Source organism: Clostridium sp. YIM B02506 (assembly GCF_022324845.1).
GTDB lineage: Bacteria > Bacillota > Clostridia > Clostridiales > Clostridiaceae > Clostridium_T > Clostridium_T intestinale.
The window spans coordinates 41,295-60,579 of the sequence record NZ_JAKGTG010000003.1 but is presented as its reverse complement, the minus strand read 5'-3'; the positions used below and the strand labels follow the sequence as shown (position 1 = coordinate 60,579).

The window sequence follows — 19,285 nt, the reverse complement described above, 5'->3', positions numbered from 1 at the left end:
TACATTCATATATTAAATTAAGAGAACTAAATTGATAAAACTAAAATAATAAAAACATTGGAGGAATTAAAATGATTAAAATTAAACATATTTTAGAAACAATATCATTATGTATAGAATTGATGTTTTTTTCAAAAGTAACTTTAAATAAAGATAAAAGTTTATTTGAAGAAGTAGAAAATTGCGGTGTTAAGATAAGATAGAAAATGAAAATGTTAATTTAGGAATTAAAAATATAATTAAATTATTTATAAGAGAAAAAAAGAATAATTAAATGTTAAAATTCATAAAAAATTATGTGTAATGTGTCAAATAAATCCTAAATATGGTATTGTATTTATATCGTACATTTAGGAGATGCTGATATATCTATAAGGCCTCTCTATGAAGGGGAGATTAGGGTGCGGTTATTAAAAACTCGGGGTAAGTTTAAAAATAAATTAACTATTCTATTAGTTTCGGTAGTTATAATGGTTTCAACATTTCTAGGTGTTTTTCAATATATTTTAATTAAAAATACCTTAGAAGATAATTTTGTGCAGAGTAGGAGATTAGTAAGAGAAAGAGTGATGAACATACTGAGTTCATCAGATAAAATGCAATCAATATTGGAAAGTCAGTTAGAAGAACAAGGAAAACCTATATTACAAATGTTAAACGAGGCTTATGTTGACAGAGGAAATGTTGACTTTAATTTAGAAGATTATCTTGATAATAGATCAGATATAGATTTATATATAATAGATGTTAATGATACAGTAATTAGAAGTACTGACAGAAATGATTTAGGGTTAAAGTTTAAACCATGGTCAGATTTTACTTTGTTTTTAGAGAAGGTTAGAGCGGAAAAAAAGTTTGTTTCTTCAAGAGTAAGCTTATCAATAAAAAAGTCTGAAATGAAGAAGTATTGCTATTTACCAAGTGAGGATGGAAAATATATATTTGAGATTGGCTTTTCCATGGAGGAAGAAAATAAAAAATTGGATGGTATGGGACTTGATAACTTTGAAGAAGCTGTTGTTAAGGATAATAAATTTGTAGATAAAATAATTTTATTTGATTATCAGGGAATATCTTATAAAAAAGATAGTGATAACAATAATATTTATGTAGGAGAAAAGAATTTAGCCTACTTTGAAGAATCAATTAAATCTATGAATGTAATAGAGGTTGTAGCAGATTTTAATGGAAGAAAATCTTATTATGATTATGTACCCTATGAAATAGTTGGAGCAAAGGGTGCAAATGAAAGAAATGTTGTTCAAATTGTTTATAATGATGCGGAACTCCAAAAAAGTCTAACTAATAGTAAATTGATTGTAATAGCGGTAGTTATATTAGGAACAATTATGGTGGCGGCATTTGGTTTTGTAAGAGGAAAGAAACTCATACATCCTATAGAACAAATTATAGATAGTGTAAATGAAATTTCTAGAGGTAATTTTAATATTAAGATAAATATAAATTCTGGAGATGAAATGCAGATACTAGGAAATAATTTGGAAAAGATGTCAATAGAAATTAAAAATCTACTAGATGAACAGTATAAAGATAAAGAAAATTTAGAGAAACAGAACTTTGAAATATTATCTCAAAAAGAAGAGATAAATGCATTATATGAAGAAACAACAGCCATGAATGAAGAACTTACTGCTTTGCTTAAGGAAAATGAGAATAGCTATTTTGAAACAGTTAGAGCCTTAGCTAATTCTATTGAAGCAAAAGATTCTTATACAGGTGGACATTGTGAAAGAGTTATGAAGTATTCTTTAGGAATAGCGGATCAATTAGAGCTAAGTGATTATGAAAAAAATAAATTAAGATTTGGTAGTATTTTGCACGATATTGGGAAAATAGGAATACCAGAAAAAATACTTAATTACTCAGGCCACTTTTCAGAAGAAGATTATGAAGTTATGAAAAAGCATCCTGAAATTGGTGCAAATATTTTAAGAGAATTAAGTTTTCTTGATGAAAGTGTAAGAATAGTATATGAACATCATGAAAGAGTTGATGGAAAAGGATATCCTAGAGGATTGAAAGATGAGGAAATTGATATGTTAGCAAAAATAGTTTGTGTAGCTGATGCTTATGATGCAATGACAAGCAGCAGACCTTATAGAAAGCAAGCTATGACAAAAGAAGTTGCTATAGATGAATTAATTAAAAATTCAGGAACTCAGTTTGATAAAACTGTAGTTAATGCATTTGTGGAATATTTAAAGGATGAAAAATCAGATAAATAAAGGTGGCTGTGGCACTAATTACTTAGTGCTACAGCCATTTTTATGTAATTTATTAGTTTGTAGCTCTCTTTCTTCTTTTTGTTAATATATATACACCAAGAGTGGATTTATATGCAAATAATAAGCAATTAATGGTAAAAAATGAATAAATATAATTAAATTTTAAAGCAAACTAACAACATATAATGGCAAAAATGGTCAGTATTATAACGCAGGTCTTTATTTAAGTACTATTTTTATATTTATTTAAATTTATAAATCGGTAGAAAAAATATCATTATAGATTAAATTTTGCAATAAAACTTGCAAGAAAATATATATTTATTAAAAAAACTTGAACAAAACTATCATTTATGATATTCTATGAATAAATATAAAATAGATATGAGACAAAGGAGTCGAATTATCTCTGTGAGGTTTTAGGCTCCTTTTTTAAATATGTATCATAATGTATATATATTTATTGAGGCAGTAATGAATAAGGGGGAGTCATATTTGATTAGTTTAAAGAAAGTAAACAAACACTTCGGTAAACTTCATGTATTGAAAGATATAGATTTAGAAGTTAAATCAGGTGAAAAGTTAGTGGTTATAGGTCCAAGTGGTTCTGGAAAAAGTACTCTTATAAGATGTATGAATTATTTAGAAGAACCTTCTTCAGGAAATGTTATAGTCGATGGGGTAGACTTAACAGTAAAAAAAGCACCTGTTGCAAAAGTTAGACAATCTGTAGCAATGGTGTTTCAAGGATTTAATTTATATCCGCATAAAACGGTTTTAGAAAACTTAACTTTAGCACCTATTAAAATACAAAAGGTACCTAAAGCAGAATCAGAGAAGACAGCTCTTGAGTATCTTGATAGGGTTGGGTTAAAACATAAAGCGAATGCTTATCCTTCACAACTATCAGGTGGACAACAACAAAGGGTAGCAATAGCAAGGGCATTAAATATGCATCCTAAGGTAATACTGTTTGATGAACCAACATCTGCTCTTGATCCAGAAATGATTCAAGAAGTTCTAGATGTTATGGTTGGGTTATCTCATGAGAATATAACCATGGTTGTAGTTACTCATGAAATGGGTTTTGCACGTGAAGTTGCAGACAGAGTTATATTTATGGATGGTGGAGAAATAATTGAGGAAGGAAGTCCTGAACATTTCTTTAAAAATCCAACACATGAAAGAACAAAATTGTTTTTAAGCAAAATATTAAGATAATAATTTTAAAGGGGGATTAAAAAATGAAAAAATTATCAACTATTCTTGTGCTAGCTTTATCAGTAGCACTTGCGGGATGTTCTACTGGAGGAAAAACAACTGGAGATGGAGGCACAAAAGACGAGGTACAAGCTATAAAGGATAAGGGAACTTTGAAAGTTGGGGTAAAGGTTGATGTTCCTAACTTTGGATATAAGGATCCTTCAACTGGGAAAATAGAAGGTTTTGAAATTGATATAGCTAAAGCAGTAGCTAAAAAAATTCTTGGAGATGAAAATAAGGTTGACCTTCAAGCTGTTACGGCTAAAACAAGAGGTCCTTTGCTTGATAGTGGAGAAGCAGATATGATAGCGGCTACTTTTACAATTACTGAAGAAAGAAAACAAAGTTACAACTTCTCTGAACCATACTTTGTAGATGCTGTTGGATTACTTGTTAAAAAGGATTCAGGAATTAAGTCTTTTAAAGACTTAGATGGTAAAAAGATAGGGGTTGCTCAAAGTGCTACTTCAAAAACTGCTCTACAAGCAGAAGCTGATAAACTTGGAATAAAAGTAGAATTCTCAGAATTCGCTAGTTACCCAGAAATAAATACTGCATTAACTTCTGGTAGAGTAGATTGTTTCTCTGTTGATGGATCTATCTTATCTGGATATGTGAATGATAGTACAGAAATATTGCCAGACAAATTTTCACCACAAGATTATGGTATAGCCTCTAAGAAAGATAATACTGCACTTGCAAAAGTTATTGACGATACAATTAAAGAATTAAAATCAAATGGAGAATTAGATAAGTTGAAGACTAAGTGGGGTCTTAAGTAATGACAGGACCATTTGCGTGGTTTAAATGGGAAGCTCTTTTTAAAGATTGGACAATATTTAGAGATGGTTTCCTAACAACATTAACAGTATCTCTCTTAGGGTTAGCTTTAGCTCTGGTATTAGGAGTATTTTTTGGTATATTATCAGCTTCTAAGATTAAAATTTTAGAAGTAATAAGTAGAGTGTATGTAGAATTTATTCAAAATACACCATTAGTAATTCAAGTATTCTTTTTATTTAATGCGTTACCTTTAATAGCTAATATAGTGTTGCCAGTAAAAACAATAGGAATATTGGCAGTAGGAATATATCATGGAGCATATATTGCAGAGGTTGTTAGAGCTGGTATATTATCTATAAATAAAGGTCAGCTAGAGGCTGCTTTTTCTCAAGGATTTAACTATTGGGAAGCTATGAGGTATATAATATTACCTCAAGCTAAAGTGGTTATGTTACCTCCATTAACTAATCAGGCTGTTAACTTAGTTAAAAATACTTCAGTTTTAACTATGATAGCTGGAGGAGATTTAATGTATAGATCTGACTCTTGGGCTAATGAAAAAATGTATTATGGACCTGCTTATGTAATAACAGGATTGTTATATTTAGCAATATGTCTACCTTTAGCGACTTTAGCAAGAAAGCTTGAGTCGGCTGATTATAATAATGTTCAACATGTAGTAGAGGATGAACCAGAACTAAGTTATAAGAGGGAGGCGACAGCATGATAAAAGAAGTGTTAAATCCTGTTAATATTAAGTTTTTACTACAAGGTTTTTCGTTAACTCTCTATATATCTGTAATATCAATACTTTTAAGCATAGTTTTTGGAACTATTTTAGGTGTTTTAAGAAGTTCAAGTAAGGGTATATTAGGAAAGTTATCTTCAATATATATTGAAGTGGTTAGAAATACCCCTCTTCTTTTATGGATATTTTTTATAAGGTTTGTATTTAGAATGCCAGCTGTAAATGCAGGAATACTAGCATTTACAATCTTTACTACAGCTATAATAGGTGAGGTGGTAAGAGGAGGGTTAAGTTCAGTTAAAAAAGGTCAGTGGGAAGCTGCCCAGTCTCAAGGATTTAACACCTTTCAGACCTTAAGATATGTAATACTTCCGCAGGCTTTTAAAAATATGATACCAGCAATACTTTCTCAGTTTGTAACGGTAATAAAGGATACATCATTTTTATGGGCTGTAGGCGTTGAGGAGATAACAGGTAAAAGTATGATTTTAATGGGAGCTTATGCTACACCTACACAAGTATTTACATTATATACAACAGTGGCTTTAATATACTTTGTGGTTAATTATTTTATATCAATTGTGTTTAGAGCGCAACATGCTAGATTATCATTGCAAGGATAGTGTATTTAGTATAAAAAGAGTGATTATTAATTTATATAAATTAATAATCACTCTTTTTCTTGACATTTTATTCTAGTTTAAATATAATTTAAATTAACAAAACGTGATAAAAGATAACATCACGTAACATTAATAAGTTAATTATAAGCACGGAGTTGTGTTATGTTATTTTTCATATACAACAAGGTGCTTTTTTTGTTTGTAATTAGCTAAAGCTATTTATATATAAATTAAAGGGGGCTATAAAATGAAAAACAAAAAAATTATTACTACTACAATTTTAGTACTAGCTATGCTTTTTTCAGTAATAGGGTGCAGTAAAAAAGATGATTCAGCATCTAAAGAGCAGGCAAATGAACCAGAAGTAACAATTACAGTATCCGCAGCAGCAAGTTTAAAGGATGCTATGACAGAATTACAGACACTATATAAAAAAGAAAAATCTAATGTAACTATTACATATAATTTTGGTTCATCAGGTTCATTACAACAACAGATTGAACAAGGTGCGCCAGCAGATATATTTATGTCAGCTGCTCAAAAACAAATGACTGCACTAACAGAAAAAGACTTAATACTCAAAGATAGTAAAAAAGATTTATTAGAAAATAAGGTTGTACTTATAACGGCTAAAGATAATACTAATATTAAGGATTTTAGTGATTTAACTAGTGACAGTGTTAAAAAGGTTGCACTAGGAGAAACAAAAAGTGTTCCAGTAGGGCAATATTCAGAAGAAGCTTTAAAAAAGCTTGGGATATTTGATAAAATCCAAGGTAAAACAGTTTATGCTAAGGATGTAAAAGAAGTTCTTGCTTGGGTAGAAACAGGTAATGCTGACGTCGGAATGGTATATGCTACAGATGCTAAAGTATCTGATAAAGTTAAGGTAGTTAAGGAAGCGGAAGAAGGAAGTTATACTAAGGCTATTTATCCGGTAGCAGTTTTGAAAGATAGTAAAAATCTTGATGCAGCAAAAGCTTTTGTGGATTTTATATCTAGCGATTCAGGAAAAGCTATATTCGAAAAATATGGATTTAGTGCTTTGAAGTAATTAATGATTTAAGGTGGTGTAATAGTGACTATGGATTTAACACCTATATGGATTTCTTTAAAAACAGCATTTGTTTCTACTATAATAACATTTTTTATAGGAATTTTAATTGCGCAGCTTATGAATAAATATCAAGGTAGGCTTAAAGGTTTATTTGATTCAATACTAACATTGCCATTAGTATTACCACCTACAGTAGTTGGATTTTTTCTATTACTTATATTCGGGAAAAACGGACCATTTAAAACAATACTTGAAAAATTAGATACTCAGATTATTTTCTCATGGTCTGCAACTGTTTTAGCAGCTGTAGTTGTAACTTTTCCACTTATGTATAGAACAGCAAGAGGAGCTTTTGAACAAATAGATTCAAATGTTTCTAATGCAGCAAGAACTCTTGGTGCATCTGAATGGACTATATTTTGGAAAGTCACAGTTCCACTTGCTTGGCCAGGAATAGCAGCAGGTACTATACTTTCCTTCACTAGAGCTTTAGGAGAATTTGGAGCAACATTAATGATTGCTGGTAATATACCAGGGAAAACTCAAACTATACCCGTTGCTATATTTTTTGCAGCAGAAGGTGGAGAGATGGACAAAGCTTTGATGTGGGTATTACTTATAGTAGGAATATCTTTTACGGTAATAATTTTAATGAATTATTGGTCTGAGTATCAAAGTAAATACCTGTCTAAGAAAAGAGGGAAAAATTATGGCGTTATTAGTTGACATAGAAAAGATCCTTCAAGGGTTTACTTTAAAAGTTAAGTTAAATATAGGTAATGAAACACTTGGCTTATTGGGGCAATCAGGATGCGGGAAAAGCATGACCTTAAAATGCATAGCTGGAATTGAAACTCCTACAAAAGGAAAAATAATATTAAATGAAAAAACATTATTTGATTCAGAAAAAGGAATTAATGTACCTATAAAGAATAGGAAAGTGGGTTATTTATTTCAAAACTATGCATTGTTTCCCAATATGACAGTTTTGCAAAACATTCAATTTGGATTAAAAGATTTATCGCAAAAAGAGAGAGAAAAAATAGCTCAAGATAAAATCAATATGTTCCAGCTTAATGGATTAGAAAATAGATATCCATCACAATTATCAGGAGGACAGCAACAGAGAGTAGCTATTGCTAGGGCTTTAGCTGTTGATCCAGAGATTTTGTTATTAGATGAACCATTTTCAGCTTTAGATAATTTTCTAAAAAGTCAGGTTGAAAAAGAATTAATGGATGTGATTAATTCTTATGGAAGAACAGTAATATTTGTGTCTCATAACATGGACGAGGTATATAGGATATGTGATAACATTAAGATTATCTCTAATGGTAGAGAAGAAGCAAGTGGAACTAAAAAAGAAATATTTGAAAGACCTCCAACAGTAATTTCAGCTAGGTTAACTGGGTGTAAAAATTTCTCTAAGGTAAAAATAATATCAGATAATGAAATAGAAGCATTAGATTGGGGATGTAGAATATATACTAAAGAAAAGATAAAGGAAGACATATCCTACATAGGGATAAGGGCTCATCATATAAAGATAGCAGAAAATAATTCTGAAAATAATATATACAGAAGTAAAATTGTAGAATTTAGTGAAACACCCTTTAGTACTACAGTATATTTAGAAATTATAAGGGATGGAAGAAAAAATAAATTTTTACATTGGGAGATATCAAAGGATTTGTGGGAAAAACTTCAGGGAAATACAGAAGAACTTAATATAATAATACCAGATGATAAGGTTATTCTTATGAGAGAAACCTAAAGCAATAAGGATGTTTAACCAATATAAGTTAAACATCCTTATTTTATGTTAGAGAAAATTTTTTGTTATAATCGAAGTCATCAGAATCTTGTTTAGTAGTACCTTCTTTAAACTTATCTAATCCTATTCTAAGAATAAAATCACTAGCCTTTTCACCAAAATTAGCATTAAGTTGATAATAAGTAATAGCTTTTTCAAAAAGACTATATGCTTCGTCTTGAGGTAAATCTATTCCTATAATATCAGCAACCCTTGGATGAAATCCAGAAGAACCACCAACAGTTACTCTAAAGCCTGTAACATCTGCTATTATTCCAAAATCTTTAGAATATACACCACCACAAGCATTTCTACAGCCTGCAATTCCTATTTTTGTTCTGTTTGGCATAGCTGCTCCATGATATTTTTTAGATATTTTCATACCTATACCCATGATATTAGATTTAGACCTTTTGCAAAAAGCAGAAGGACATATCTCAACATTTTTAACGGAATAAATATTTTTTACAGCAGGCTCCATACCGAGTTCAGCCCAAATATAAGGAAGATCTTCTTCCTTAAGATTAGTGATTAAAATTCTTTGACCAGAAGTTAATTTTAAAACTCCCTTATATTTTTTAGCTACCTCACCTATTTTAATTAGATTATCAGGAGTTATAAAGCCTCCTGGAATATGAGGAGTTATACCAAAGGTTCTTACACCATTTCTAACTTTTTGTAAATTACCGTAATAAGCCATAAAAATCCCCCATAAAAAGTTCTTTATGTATATATTTTAATTTAAAATATAGGTTTTGTAAGTATCTTAGGTTACAGAACTTCAACATTGTCTTTATACTCTATATTAGTAACTTCACCAGTTTCACTTATTTTTAGACCTTTGCCATGTTTCATATCATTAACCCAAGTACCCAAGTACTTATCTCCTTCAACATATGACAAAATCCCATATCCGTGACAAGCATCATTTAACCATTCCCCTGTATAACTATCACCATTTTCCCAGTTATATATTCCTTGACCAGACTTAACATCATCTTTCCAACTACCTATATAGCTTTCTCCATCAGGCCAAGTATAGATTCCATATCCATCTTTTAGATCTTTTTTCCAAGAACCTATGTATTTTTCTCCATCAGCCCAAGTTAAAGTTCCTTCACCATCCATTAAATCGTCTTTCCAGAAACCTTCGTATTTACTTCCATTAGAAAATATAAATGTTCCAAAGCCATGTTTTTTACCATCTTTTCGTTCGCCTTTATAAACGCCAGAAGTAACGTGATGACCACCATTGTTTTTAGTAGGTACAAAGTTCAATTTTGATGTATTTAAGTTTTTTATATTAATAGATTTCATGATATCAATCTCCTTGTAATCATTTGTTTTATAATCTATAGTATAGCATATTATTTGTAGATATATAAATGATTATATATTTCAATATTTTATCAGTTATGGTATTATATTTTAGTGAAACAAATAACAAATAAATGGGGGATATATTATGATGAGTTGTTATATTTACTTAACACCGGCAGCATATAATTTGGAAAAACCTGATGTAGAATTAGAAGCTTTTTCAGTTAGAAGAGATGGAGATTATCTTATGATTGAAGATAAGGATGGTTATAGCCATATAGTGAATTTGATAGATGTATTTGCAGTAACATATAAATAGAGGAGTCCTATGATTAATATTAACATGTATGAGGTCTATGAAAATTGGAGAAGTGGATTAGGTAAGTTTAAGTGGAGTTTAGTTTCTACTCCATTTGCATCTTCAAAACATATGGTTAAGAATTTAATTTTGGATGATGATTTAAAAAAGAAAACCATTGATGATATATTGGATGATTTTTCTAAAGATTTAATAGTAAATCAGAAAGAAGATGAGATTATTATTTTTGATTTTGATGGAGGAAGGTCTTTAGATTTAGCTTTTAATTTAAATAAGGAATATATGATTAATCCAATACTCATATTTGCTCATATATTTCATTCAAATGGAATTGTTGGAAGCAAGGATATGCTTAATAAACTGATTAAATACTCTTATGGATTAAAAAATGAAAGTAGTAAGTATGGAATATTTTTAGACTATGATAGATTTAGTGATAGAGAATATAATCCTAGAGAGTATTTTAACAATCAGTACAGGCTCACAGAGGAGGAAATGCCTTACATTGAAGATTTTATCAGGGCTGGAATAGATAAAGTCATAGTGATTTCTAAAGCGCCAATAAAGATAGATATTAAGGAATATATAGATTATATTAAAAGTAGTGAACTTAAACTTGAAGTACACTTAATAGAGTAATTTATATAATGAGGAGAATTAATGGAGAAAAAGTGGAAGAAAAAAGCTATATCACTTACATTGATAACTACTGTAACAGTAGGAGCACCTAGTATTTTTCTTGGGTGTAATGATCCTAAGATTCAAGAGACTATAGGAGAAGATACAGAAGACACTGCATATCACGGAACTGGAGACACACCTTTCATTTTTCCTAAAAACTCAGAAATAGATGAACAAAATAATAATAGCAGTGGGGGTTCTTCTACCCATGTTATAGGGTATAGAAGCACAGGATGGCTTACATGGAAAAATGCATCAACAAATAATGATGATACTAAATATAATTCAACAGATAAGAATTCAAAATCTAAAGGATATTCATCATTTATTAGAGAAAGCTCATCTTCTTAAAAGCCTAGGAAGGATATTATTATGTATAAAGATTATTGGGACAAACTTCTTTTTCACTATAAACTTATTCATTCTAAGAGCTTTAAAAATGTATACTCAGATATTCCTTATTTTATGAAGCCTAAAATCTATGAAGAGTTTATAGAAACTGCTAAACATATAAACAATATAGCACTAAGGGTTCAAAATGGAATCAATTCTGAGTTTAGTGATTTTAAAAAATATATTCCAAAGTTTAACTACATGGAGGAAATAATATCTCTTACAAGAGAACCTATACCTGTTTTTTGGAGTAGATTTGATGGATTTATAAGAGCGGAAAATAAGGATAAGCGTATATTTTATAGTGAATTTAATTATGATAAACCATGTGCTGAGAGAGAATGTATGGTAGCAGAAGAAACGTTAAAACATAATAATGTAAATAACGGCTTCTATAACAAGATAATAGGGAATTTCTATGATATTAAAGATAAGTATTATGGATCTAAAAATATAAATGTTGCATTTTTAGTAGATCCAGCACATTATGAGGAGGCACATTTAGCACTATTATTTCAAGAACAGTTATATAGAGATGATATTAAAATTATTATAACTGGAGCTGAAAATATATATATGGATAATGATGAGACTTTTTGTTTTGATAACAAAATAGATATAATATTAAGGCTTTATCCAACTGAATATTTATATGAGATAAAAGATATACGCAAGTTGCTAACTTTATTTAATGATAATAAGATTTTAATATTAAATGATCCAAGAGTAATAATTTCTCAGTGTAAAAATCTTTACTCATACCTTTGGAAGTTAGTTGATAATAAGGATACTAGATTAAATGAAAAAGAGAGAGAAGTAATAATTAAAACCTTCCCATATACAGAAGAATTAACAAACTTTAATATAGAAAAAGCAATAAAGTACAAAAATGATTTTGTTATAAAACCTATATACGGAAGATATAGCGAAGATGTTTTTATAGGTTCCTTACATAGTGAAATAGAGTGGGAACAGTCAATTGAATATATTAAAAATGAAATGCATATTAAACCTTTTATTCTTCAAGAATTTTGTAACCAAAAAAGAGAATTGAGTTATTATTATGATGGAAATTTTAGAAGAGCAACTAAAGGTTATGGGAATTATGGAGTTTTTTTATCTAATGATGAAGTTATAGGTATGTGTGTTAGATGGAATCCAGATTACTTAACTGTAGACGACTATACTTGGTTTACACCTATAGGAGTAAAAGAGGAAGTTTTTAAAGAGAAAGATACTGATTTATATATAGAAGATATAGAGACAAAGATAGTTATAGATGGAGAGTTTACAGGAATATACTCTCATGATAAACCTTATATAAAAACATCACTTGCAATTTTAGAAGAAGAAAAATTTGATGAATTAAAGTATGCTTCTGAAAAACTTTTAAAGATATTTAAGAAAACTAGAAATCATCTATTAGATAATATAAATTTATATGAGGATATTTTAAGTATTAATGGGCTTGGTCAATTAATGAAAAAAGAATTATCCAGTGAACTTTCTTTTATAGGAAGAATGGACTGGATATTAGACATACACGATAATTGGAAGGTTCTAGAGATTAACGGAGAGACGCCAGCGGGAATATGTGAAGCTGTATATGTGGAAGAGATTATCCTAAAAGAATGCGATATAGATGAGGGCTTTGAAAGAATTAATAAAGACCTAAAGAGGAAGATAATAAGTCAAGGAAAGAGGCTTGTAGAAAGATACGATGTAGATAATCCTACCATTGCCTTTGTAGCTTTAACTTATTATGAAGATTGGGTAAATACAAATGCTCTTTATAGGATTTTTAAAGAAACATCTGATTATAGTTGTATTTATGGAAATATAGAAGACTTAGTAATTGAGGGAGAGAAGGTATATCTCTATGGAACTGAGGTTGATATAATTTTCAGGTATTATCCACTTGACTGGTTTATTAAAGAAGATAATGCTAATTTAAAAAATCTCATAAGCTTAGTTAACGACAAGGTTTTTTTCTTAAATCCTATTAACACTATAATTATGCAATCAAAAAGCTTTTTCTCAATAATATATGCACTTATAGAAAGAGGTTTTTACACAATAGAGGAACTCGGATTTATAAAAAAATATATACCTTTTACTACTTTCGATTTTAATGAATTAAAGTCAAATGAGTTTTTGATTAAGCCCATTTTAGGAAGAGAAGGCAAAAAGATTACGCTTAGTCATGATTTGGAGAAAATTCCTGATGAGGATATAATTTTTCAGGAGAGAGTTTTTCAAAAAGGGAATGAAGATGGAGAATTTGTAGTTATAGGTACATATTTTACTGGAGATGAGTTTGCAGGAGTTTACACAAGAATAGGGGGAGAAGTCACCTCAAAAGATTGTACTTTTATTACTTTAATGAAAGGGATTAAAGACTAGGTATGAGAAGAAAACTGAAAAAATTAAGAAGATTAAACAAACTTAGAAATCATAAAAAGTATAAGTATGACAAGAAACCTATAATAGCAACTAGATCACCAAGTATTAAGAAAATAGTAGGGGCTGGTTTTGTAGCAATAGGTTTATTAGTAATTATAACTATTGTTATAGGAATTGTTACAAGTAAACAAACAATATCTGTTTTTAGTGGAAAAGCGTATCTAAAATATTTAGGCGTAGATTCAAGTTCAAAATATGAAGATAATATACTAGAGACTTATAATCTTGAGGTTTTTGAAGGAGTGGTATTAGGGAGAAGCGAATTAAATGGAGAGAAGAGGTTTATATTTTGTGTAAACAAAGATGGAGTAGTATCTTATGATACTGAAATAACTGAAGTTCAGGGAGAAATAGTACTATCTAGTGAATATTTAAATAATGGAAAAGTTACAGTTTATAATAGGTTTTATGAAAATAACGAAGGAAAAAAGGTTAAGACATATTATTATAAAATCTATTGCGATATTACTCAAGTTAAGGATATGAACATTTGATTTATAGGGGTTAGTAATGAAGATAAATTACTAACCTATTTTAGTGAATTTGGGCTGGGGGAAATAATGAATTATACATATATATTAGAATGTTCAGATGGAAGTTATTATACTGGATGGACAAATGATTTAAATAAGAGAATAGAAAAACATAATGGTGGAACAGGAGCTAAATACACTAAAGGGAGGAGACCTGTTAAGCTAAAATATTATGAGGAGTTTGAAAGTAAACAAGAAGCTATGAAAAGGGAGTATGAAATAAAAAAACTACTACGCAAAGATAAAGACAAACTTATAAAGGATTATAATGGAAGGGAAAATATTTAAAAAAAGTATAAGTATTTTTAGTTTACATTCGATAAATAAATAAGAATAATTATTATTTGTTAATTATACGTAGAATTTTACGGGAGGATAAAGATGAAAAAAATAGGGACAAAAATAGTGTTACTTACAATGTTAATAGCAATAAGTACAGGTATAATAACAGGATTAACATCAGTACTACAAATAAATTCCATAAAGCAAGGATTTCTAAATAGTAAAAAAGAACAGATGTTAAATACATATAATCAAACAATAAAAGAACAAGTTGAAACAGTTATAACAATGTTAGATGGAGTAAATAGTAAATATAAAAAAGGGGAAATAACTTTAGAAGAGGCTAAATCAGAAGGTGCAGCTCTACTAAGAACCATAAGATATGGTAAAGAGGGTTATTTTTGGGCAGATAATGTTGATGGAACTAATGTAGCTATGTTAGGTCAATCTGTAGAAGGAACAAATAGATATGAATCTAAAGATGCAAATGGCACGTATTTCATTAAAGAAATAATTAAAAATGGACAAAATGCTGATGGTGGATATACAGAATATTATTTCCCTAAAGCTGGGGAATCAGAAGCATCTGCAAAAAGAGCATATAGTAAATATTATGAGCCTTTTGGATGGGTTGTAGGAACAGGAAATTATATAGATACAATAGACAATACTATAGCAGAAGAATCAAATATAATTTCTGAAATGATATCAAAGCAAGTTGTTACACTCATAACAATAATAGGAGCAATCATTATTGCGGCAATAGCAATAGGTTGGATTGTAGGAAAGAGAATTTCAAAACCAATATTAAAGGTTACTGAATTAGTTAATAAAACATCTAAGCTTGATTTAGCTTATGATGAGAGTTTTGAAGTTATTAAGAATTATAAAGATGAAACGGGTATTATGGCAGAAGCGGTTATAAACCTAAGAAAAGAAATTAGAGAAATAATAGAAAATTTAAAGGAACATGCAGAAAGTTTGTCTACTAACTCAATAGTTTCTTTAGAGGGAGCTGAAAATACCTCAAATGGTATACAAGCTATTTCAGCAACTATGGAAGAGTTAGCAAAAGGATCAGTTGAACAAGCGAAAAATTATCAGGATATAGTAGATATATTTAACAACTTTACTGATAAGATATCACATGTAGTTAGTGGGGCTGAAGAACTTAAAAACATATCGAAGAATACTAAGGAAGCTAATACTAAAGGAAGAGATAGTTTAGATATATTAGTTAATAAATTTGAAGAGAATAAATTAGCTTTAGAAGATATAGGACAAAATATATATGCGCTTTGGAATCAATCAACATCCATAGGTAGCATAGTTAATAAAATAGGTGAAATCGCAGAACAAACTAATCTTTTAGCTTTAAATGCAGCTATTGAAGCAGCGAGAGCTGGGGAGCAAGGAAGAGGTTTTGCTGTAGTTGCAGATGAAGTTAGGAAGCTCTCAGAAGAAGTAAACAATGAAACTAAAGAAATAGCAGCTGTTATTAAAGAAATTCAGCTTGAGGTAAACAATTCTCAAAAGAGTATGGATAAAGGTAGAGAATTATTAGTGGCAGTAAACTCTGCAGTTAATGATACTACTGAGGTATTTAACTTAATTGAAAATAGTACAGATAACTCATTGGAGAAAATTAATAACCTGTATACGAATATAAATTCAGTGGATAAAGATAAAAATGGAGTAATGGATTCTATTCAATCAGTATCAGCAATAACAGAGGAATCCGCAGCTGGATTGGAAGAAGTGTCGGCTTCTATGCAAGAACAAAATGCTACAACAGAAATTGCAGTAGTATTAGCAGAACAGTTAAAGGCGATTTCTTCAGATTTAGATGAGATAATAAATAAATTTAATATTTAAAAAAGAGGGTATTATGAAGTGGATATTGAAATCATTTCTCATAATACCCTCTTTACATTTGGCTCATTATATGATAATTTAAATATATAGACCTCCCCCTGGGGGTGGGTGTGTGAATAGGAGGGAATTATGAAAGAAAAAGTTTTTAAAATAGAGGGAATGACCTGTGCTGCTTGTTCAAATGCAGTAGAAAGAACTTCAAAAAAGCTTCAAGGAGTTTCAAGTGCATCTGTTAATTTAGCAACAGAGAAATTAACAATTTCCTATGATGAAGGAGTTTTATCAGAGAATAACATTATTAAGGCTGTAGAAAAAGCAGGATTTAAAGCTATAGACTTAGAGTCAGAAGTTAAAGTTGAACTTATAAATAAAACTTTGGATATACAAGGAATGACTTGTAGTGCTTGTGCTAAAGCTGTAGAAAGAGCTGTTAATAAACTAGATGGAGTAAATAGTGGAAATGTTAATTATGCTACAGAAAAGCTTACTATAGAGTATGATATTTCAAAGGTTAGAACTGCTGAAATAGTAGCAGCTATAGAAAAAGCAGGATATAAAGCAATAGAAAAGGAACAAAAAATAGAAGAAAAAGAAGATACTAAGTTAAAAGAATCTAAAGCATTGTGGAAAAGGTTCATAGTTTCTACTGTATTTACAATACCTTTATTGGTTATAGCTATGGGACACATGATGGGACTTATGCTTCCTAATATTATAGAGCCTATGCATAATCCCATGAATTTTGCTATTATTCAATTAATATTGGTTATTCCTGTAGTAGTAGCAGGACAAAAGTTCTTTAAGGTAGGATTCAAATCCTTATATTCAGGACATCCTAATATGGATTCATTGATTGCTATAGGTAGTTTAGCAGCAGTGTTATATGGATTATTTGCTATATATCAAATATCTCAAGGAAACCATGATTATACTATGGATTTATACTTTGAATCTGCGGCTACTATATTAACCCTAATTACTTTAGGAAAATATTTAGAAAGTATAACTAAAGGAAGAACTTCAGAGGCTATAAAGAAGCTTATGGGCCTAGCTCCTAAGACTGCAACCATAATAAAGAATGGGAAAGAGATAGTTATTCCTATAGATGAAGTTATAGTAGGAGATGTAATATTAGTCAAACCAGGCGAAAAACTTCCTGTAGATGGAGAAGTAGTAGAAGGGTTAACTTCTATAGATGAATCTATGCTTACTGGAGAGAGTATTCCGGTTGAAAAGACTATTGGCTCAAAGGTTATAGGAGCATCAATAAATAAAAATGGTTCCATAAAATATAAAGCTACTAAGGTTGGAAAAGATACAGCATTAGCTCAGATTATAAAACTAGTAGAAGATGCTCAAGGGACTAAGGCGCCTATAGCAAAACTTGCAGATATAATATCAGGATACTTCGTACCAGTAGTTATAACTTTAGCTATATTATCAGCGGGAGTATGGTATTTTGTAGGAAAAGGACCTATATTCTCTTTAAGTATATTTATATCAGTTTTAGTAATTGCTTGCCCTTGTGCATTAGGACTTGCAACACCTACAGCAATTATGGTAGGTACAGGTAAAGGTGCAGAGAATGGTGTATTAATTAAAGGTGGAGAAGCACTAGAAACTACTCATAAAATTCAAACTATAGTATTCGATAAAACAGGTACTATAACTGAAGGAAAACCTAAGGTTACAGATATAATAACCAATGGATATGATGAAAATGAATTATTAATATATGCTGCAAGTGCAGAAAAAGGATCAGAACATCCTCTAGGAGAAGCTATAGTAAAAGATGCTGAAGAAAAAAACTTAGAATTTAAAAAGGTAGATAAATTCAAAGCTATTTCAGGAAAAGGTATTGAAGGAACTATAGATGGAAAGAGATTTGTACTAGGAAACTTAAAGTTAATGAATGAAGAGAATATACACCTTGATAGTTTTAGTGAAGCTTCAGATAAATTAGCTAAAGAGGGGAAAACTCCTATGTATGTAGCAGAAGAAGGAAGGCTTATAGGTATTATAGCTGTTGCAGATACATTAAAGGAAAGTTCTAAAAAAGCAGTAGAAACTCTTCATAAAATGGGAATTAAGGTTGCTATGTTAACTGGAGACAATAAAAATACAGCTGAAGCTATAGCGAAACAAGTGGGCATAGATACAGTAATAGCTGAAGTTTTACCAGAAAACAAAGCACAGGAAGTTGAAAGGCTACAAAATCAAGGCTTAAAAGTTGCTATGGTTGGAGATGGAATAAATGATGCACCAGCTTTAGCTAAAGCAGATATAGGAATCGCAATAGGTTCGGGAACTGATGTGGCTATAGAATCAGCAGATATAGTCTTAATGAGAAGTGATCTTATGGATGTACCAACTGCTATTCAATTAAGTAAGAAAACCATAAAAAATATAAAAGAAAATTTATTTTGGGCATTTGCCTATAATACTTTGGGAATTCCAGTTGCTATGGGAATATGGTATGCTTTAGGTGGAAGACTATTAAATCCAATGATAGCAGCATTAGCTATGAGTTTTAGTTCAGTATCAGTGTTATTAAATGCTTTAAGACTTAAGGGATTTAAACCTGTTAAATAGTAATATACATTTTTAAGGAGGAATAAATTATGAAAAAAATAACAATAGAAGGAATGTCTTGTGGACATTGTAAAGCAAGAGTAGAAAAGGCACTAAGTGAATTAGATGGAATAACTTCAGCAGTTGTAGATTTAGAAGCTAAAACAGCTACAATAGAGGGAGAAACATCAGATGAAGTTTTAAGAGAAGCTATAGATGATGCAGGATATGATGTTATATCAATAGAATAATCAATTTTTCTAAATGTAGAGATGCTAAACTATTTTAATAGTAGCATCTCTTTTTCTGTATATA

20 protein-coding genes are annotated in these 19,285 nt (G+C 30.0%); 18 read left to right on the top strand and 2 right to left on the bottom strand.

Annotated elements, in window-relative coordinates; genetic code table 11:
* The first annotated feature begins 71 nt into the window (after nucleotides 1–71).
* The 9 genes from L1S49_RS23175 to L1S49_RS03990 all read left to right on the top strand — a co-directional run bounded on the left by L1S49_RS23175 (nucleotide 72) and on the right by L1S49_RS03990 (nucleotide 8,494).
* The gene (locus L1S49_RS23175) at nucleotides 72–203 is read left to right on the top strand and encodes a hypothetical protein (protein WP_275299520.1); all 132 of its coding nucleotides are present in this window, start codon (nucleotides 72–74) and stop codon (nucleotides 201–203) included.
* A 198-nt stretch (nucleotides 204–401) separates the two neighbouring features.
* Nucleotides 402–2,246 (top strand): HD-GYP domain-containing protein, encoded by a 1,845-nt coding sequence (locus L1S49_RS23385; RefSeq protein WP_238902648.1) that lies wholly within the window; start codon nucleotides 402–404, stop codon nucleotides 2,244–2,246.
* A gap of 495 nt (nucleotides 2,247–2,741) precedes the next feature.
* Nucleotides 2,742–3,467 (top strand): amino acid ABC transporter ATP-binding protein, encoded by a 726-nt coding sequence (locus L1S49_RS04020; protein WP_073018238.1) that lies wholly within the window; start codon nucleotides 2,742–2,744, stop codon nucleotides 3,465–3,467.
* A gap of 23 nt (nucleotides 3,468–3,490) precedes the next feature.
* Entirely contained in the window at nucleotides 3,491–4,291 is an 801-nt protein-coding gene (locus L1S49_RS04015) for a transporter substrate-binding domain-containing protein (RefSeq protein ID WP_073018240.1), read from the top strand.
* The gene (locus tag L1S49_RS04010; RefSeq protein WP_083553444.1) at nucleotides 4,291–5,019 is read left to right on the top strand and encodes an amino acid ABC transporter permease; all 729 of its coding nucleotides are present in this window, start codon (nucleotides 4,291–4,293) and stop codon (nucleotides 5,017–5,019) included. The genes L1S49_RS04015 and L1S49_RS04010 overlap by 1 nt, the downstream gene beginning before the upstream one ends.
* Nucleotides 5,016–5,663: an amino acid ABC transporter permease gene (locus tag L1S49_RS04005; RefSeq protein ID WP_238902647.1), complete on the top strand. Its 648-nt coding sequence runs from the start codon at nucleotides 5,016–5,018 to the stop codon at nucleotides 5,661–5,663. The genes L1S49_RS04010 and L1S49_RS04005 overlap by 4 nt, the downstream gene beginning before the upstream one ends.
* A 247-nt stretch (nucleotides 5,664–5,910) precedes the next feature.
* Nucleotides 5,911–6,717: a molybdate ABC transporter substrate-binding protein gene (modA, locus tag L1S49_RS04000; RefSeq protein WP_238902646.1), complete on the top strand. Its 807-nt coding sequence runs from the start codon at nucleotides 5,911–5,913 to the stop codon at nucleotides 6,715–6,717.
* A 30-nt stretch (nucleotides 6,718–6,747) separates the two neighbouring features.
* Nucleotides 6,748–7,446, top strand: coding sequence for a molybdate ABC transporter permease subunit (gene modB, locus L1S49_RS03995; protein WP_034856592.1), 699 nt, complete (start codon nucleotides 6,748–6,750; stop codon nucleotides 7,444–7,446).
* Complete coding sequence (locus tag L1S49_RS03990) at nucleotides 7,430–8,494, top strand: sulfate/molybdate ABC transporter ATP-binding protein (protein ID WP_238902645.1); 1,065 nt, start codon at nucleotides 7,430–7,432, stop codon at nucleotides 8,492–8,494. Before modB ends, L1S49_RS03990 begins: the two co-directional genes overlap by 17 nt.
* 43 nt (nucleotides 8,495–8,537) lie before the next feature.
* On the opposite strand, the gene L1S49_RS03985 is transcribed toward L1S49_RS03990, so the two are convergent.
* Nucleotides 8,538–9,233 (bottom strand): NAD(P)/FAD-dependent oxidoreductase, encoded by a 696-nt coding sequence (locus L1S49_RS03985; RefSeq protein WP_238902644.1) that lies wholly within the window; start codon nucleotides 9,231–9,233, stop codon nucleotides 8,538–8,540.
* Nucleotides 9,234–9,304: 71 nt separating this feature from the next.
* Nucleotides 9,305–9,850 (bottom strand): hypothetical protein, encoded by a 546-nt coding sequence (locus L1S49_RS03980; RefSeq protein ID WP_238902643.1) that lies wholly within the window; start codon nucleotides 9,848–9,850, stop codon nucleotides 9,305–9,307.
* 148 nt (nucleotides 9,851–9,998) lie between these two features.
* Between L1S49_RS03980 and L1S49_RS03975 the strand changes: the two genes are divergently transcribed.
* The 9 genes from L1S49_RS03975 to L1S49_RS03935 all read left to right on the top strand — a co-directional run bounded on the left by L1S49_RS03975 (nucleotide 9,999) and on the right by L1S49_RS03935 (nucleotide 19,221).
* On the top strand, nucleotides 9,999–10,172 hold the full coding sequence (locus tag L1S49_RS03975) for a hypothetical protein (protein WP_156337811.1): 174 nt from the start codon (nucleotides 9,999–10,001) through the stop codon (nucleotides 10,170–10,172).
* Nucleotides 10,173–10,181: 9 nt separating this feature from the next.
* Complete coding sequence (locus L1S49_RS03970; RefSeq protein ID WP_238902642.1) at nucleotides 10,182–10,811, top strand: hypothetical protein; 630 nt, start codon at nucleotides 10,182–10,184, stop codon at nucleotides 10,809–10,811.
* Between the two features lie 21 nt (nucleotides 10,812–10,832).
* Nucleotides 10,833–11,204 carry a hypothetical protein gene (locus L1S49_RS03965; protein WP_073018254.1) on the top strand — a complete coding sequence of 124 codons (372 nt, stop codon included), beginning with the start codon at nucleotides 10,833–10,835 and terminating at the stop codon, nucleotides 11,202–11,204.
* 21 nt (nucleotides 11,205–11,225) lie between these two features.
* Entirely contained in the window at nucleotides 11,226–13,649 is a 2,424-nt protein-coding gene (locus tag L1S49_RS03960; RefSeq protein WP_238902641.1) for a glutathionylspermidine synthase family protein, read from the top strand.
* Between the two features lie 2 nt (nucleotides 13,650–13,651).
* Nucleotides 13,652–14,203 (top strand): hypothetical protein, encoded by a 552-nt coding sequence (locus tag L1S49_RS03955; protein WP_238902640.1) that lies wholly within the window; start codon nucleotides 13,652–13,654, stop codon nucleotides 14,201–14,203.
* A 66-nt stretch (nucleotides 14,204–14,269) separates the two neighbouring features.
* Nucleotides 14,270–14,530 (top strand): GIY-YIG nuclease family protein, encoded by a 261-nt coding sequence (locus L1S49_RS03950; protein ID WP_073018260.1) that lies wholly within the window; start codon nucleotides 14,270–14,272, stop codon nucleotides 14,528–14,530.
* A gap of 93 nt (nucleotides 14,531–14,623) precedes the next feature.
* Nucleotides 14,624–16,399: a cache domain-containing protein gene (locus L1S49_RS03945; protein ID WP_238902639.1), complete on the top strand. Its 1,776-nt coding sequence runs from the start codon at nucleotides 14,624–14,626 to the stop codon at nucleotides 16,397–16,399.
* A 129-nt stretch (nucleotides 16,400–16,528) separates the two neighbouring features.
* Nucleotides 16,529–18,991: a heavy metal translocating P-type ATPase gene (locus L1S49_RS03940; protein WP_238902638.1), complete on the top strand. Its 2,463-nt coding sequence runs from the start codon at nucleotides 16,529–16,531 to the stop codon at nucleotides 18,989–18,991.
* 26 nt (nucleotides 18,992–19,017) lie between these two features.
* A complete protein-coding gene (locus tag L1S49_RS03935; protein ID WP_343073969.1) occupies nucleotides 19,018–19,221 on the top strand; it encodes a cation transporter in 204 nt (67 codons plus the stop codon).
* Nucleotides 19,222–19,285: the final 64 nt, after the last annotated feature.

Excerpts from the sequence above, each read along its gene's own strand:
- L1S49_RS03990 (WP_238902645.1), top strand. The coding sequence starts at position 7,430 with ATGGCGTTATTAGTTGACATAGAAAAGATCCTTCAAGGGTTTACTTTA.
- L1S49_RS03950 (WP_073018260.1), top strand. The coding sequence starts at position 14,270 with ATGAATTATACATATATATTAGAATGTTCAGATGGAAGTTATTATACT.
- L1S49_RS04015 (WP_073018240.1), top strand. The coding sequence starts at position 3,491 with ATGAAAAAATTATCAACTATTCTTGTGCTAGCTTTATCAGTAGCACTT.
- L1S49_RS03965 (WP_073018254.1), top strand. The coding sequence starts at position 10,833 with ATGGAGAAAAAGTGGAAGAAAAAAGCTATATCACTTACATTGATAACT.
- L1S49_RS03945 (WP_238902639.1), top strand. The coding sequence starts at position 14,624 with ATGAAAAAAATAGGGACAAAAATAGTGTTACTTACAATGTTAATAGCA.
- L1S49_RS03980 (WP_238902643.1), bottom strand. The coding sequence starts at position 9,850 with ATGAAATCTATTAATATAAAAAACTTAAATACATCAAAATTGAACTTT.
- L1S49_RS03960 (WP_238902641.1), top strand. The coding sequence starts at position 11,226 with ATGTATAAAGATTATTGGGACAAACTTCTTTTTCACTATAAACTTATT.
- L1S49_RS04005 (WP_238902647.1), top strand. The coding sequence starts at position 5,016 with ATGATAAAAGAAGTGTTAAATCCTGTTAATATTAAGTTTTTACTACAA.
- L1S49_RS03955 (WP_238902640.1), top strand. The coding sequence starts at position 13,652 with ATGAGAAGAAAACTGAAAAAATTAAGAAGATTAAACAAACTTAGAAAT.
- L1S49_RS03970 (WP_238902642.1), top strand. The coding sequence starts at position 10,182 with ATGATTAATATTAACATGTATGAGGTCTATGAAAATTGGAGAAGTGGA.
- L1S49_RS03985 (WP_238902644.1), bottom strand. The coding sequence starts at position 9,233 with ATGGCTTATTACGGTAATTTACAAAAAGTTAGAAATGGTGTAAGAACC.
- modA (WP_238902646.1), top strand. The coding sequence starts at position 5,911 with ATGAAAAACAAAAAAATTATTACTACTACAATTTTAGTACTAGCTATG.
- L1S49_RS04010 (WP_083553444.1), top strand. The coding sequence starts at position 4,291 with ATGACAGGACCATTTGCGTGGTTTAAATGGGAAGCTCTTTTTAAAGAT.
- L1S49_RS23175 (WP_275299520.1), top strand. The coding sequence starts at position 72 with ATGATTAAAATTAAACATATTTTAGAAACAATATCATTATGTATAGAA.
- L1S49_RS03940 (WP_238902638.1), top strand. The coding sequence starts at position 16,529 with ATGAAAGAAAAAGTTTTTAAAATAGAGGGAATGACCTGTGCTGCTTGT.
- L1S49_RS03975 (WP_156337811.1), top strand. The coding sequence starts at position 9,999 with ATGATGAGTTGTTATATTTACTTAACACCGGCAGCATATAATTTGGAA.
- modB (WP_034856592.1), top strand. The coding sequence starts at position 6,748 with ATGGATTTAACACCTATATGGATTTCTTTAAAAACAGCATTTGTTTCT.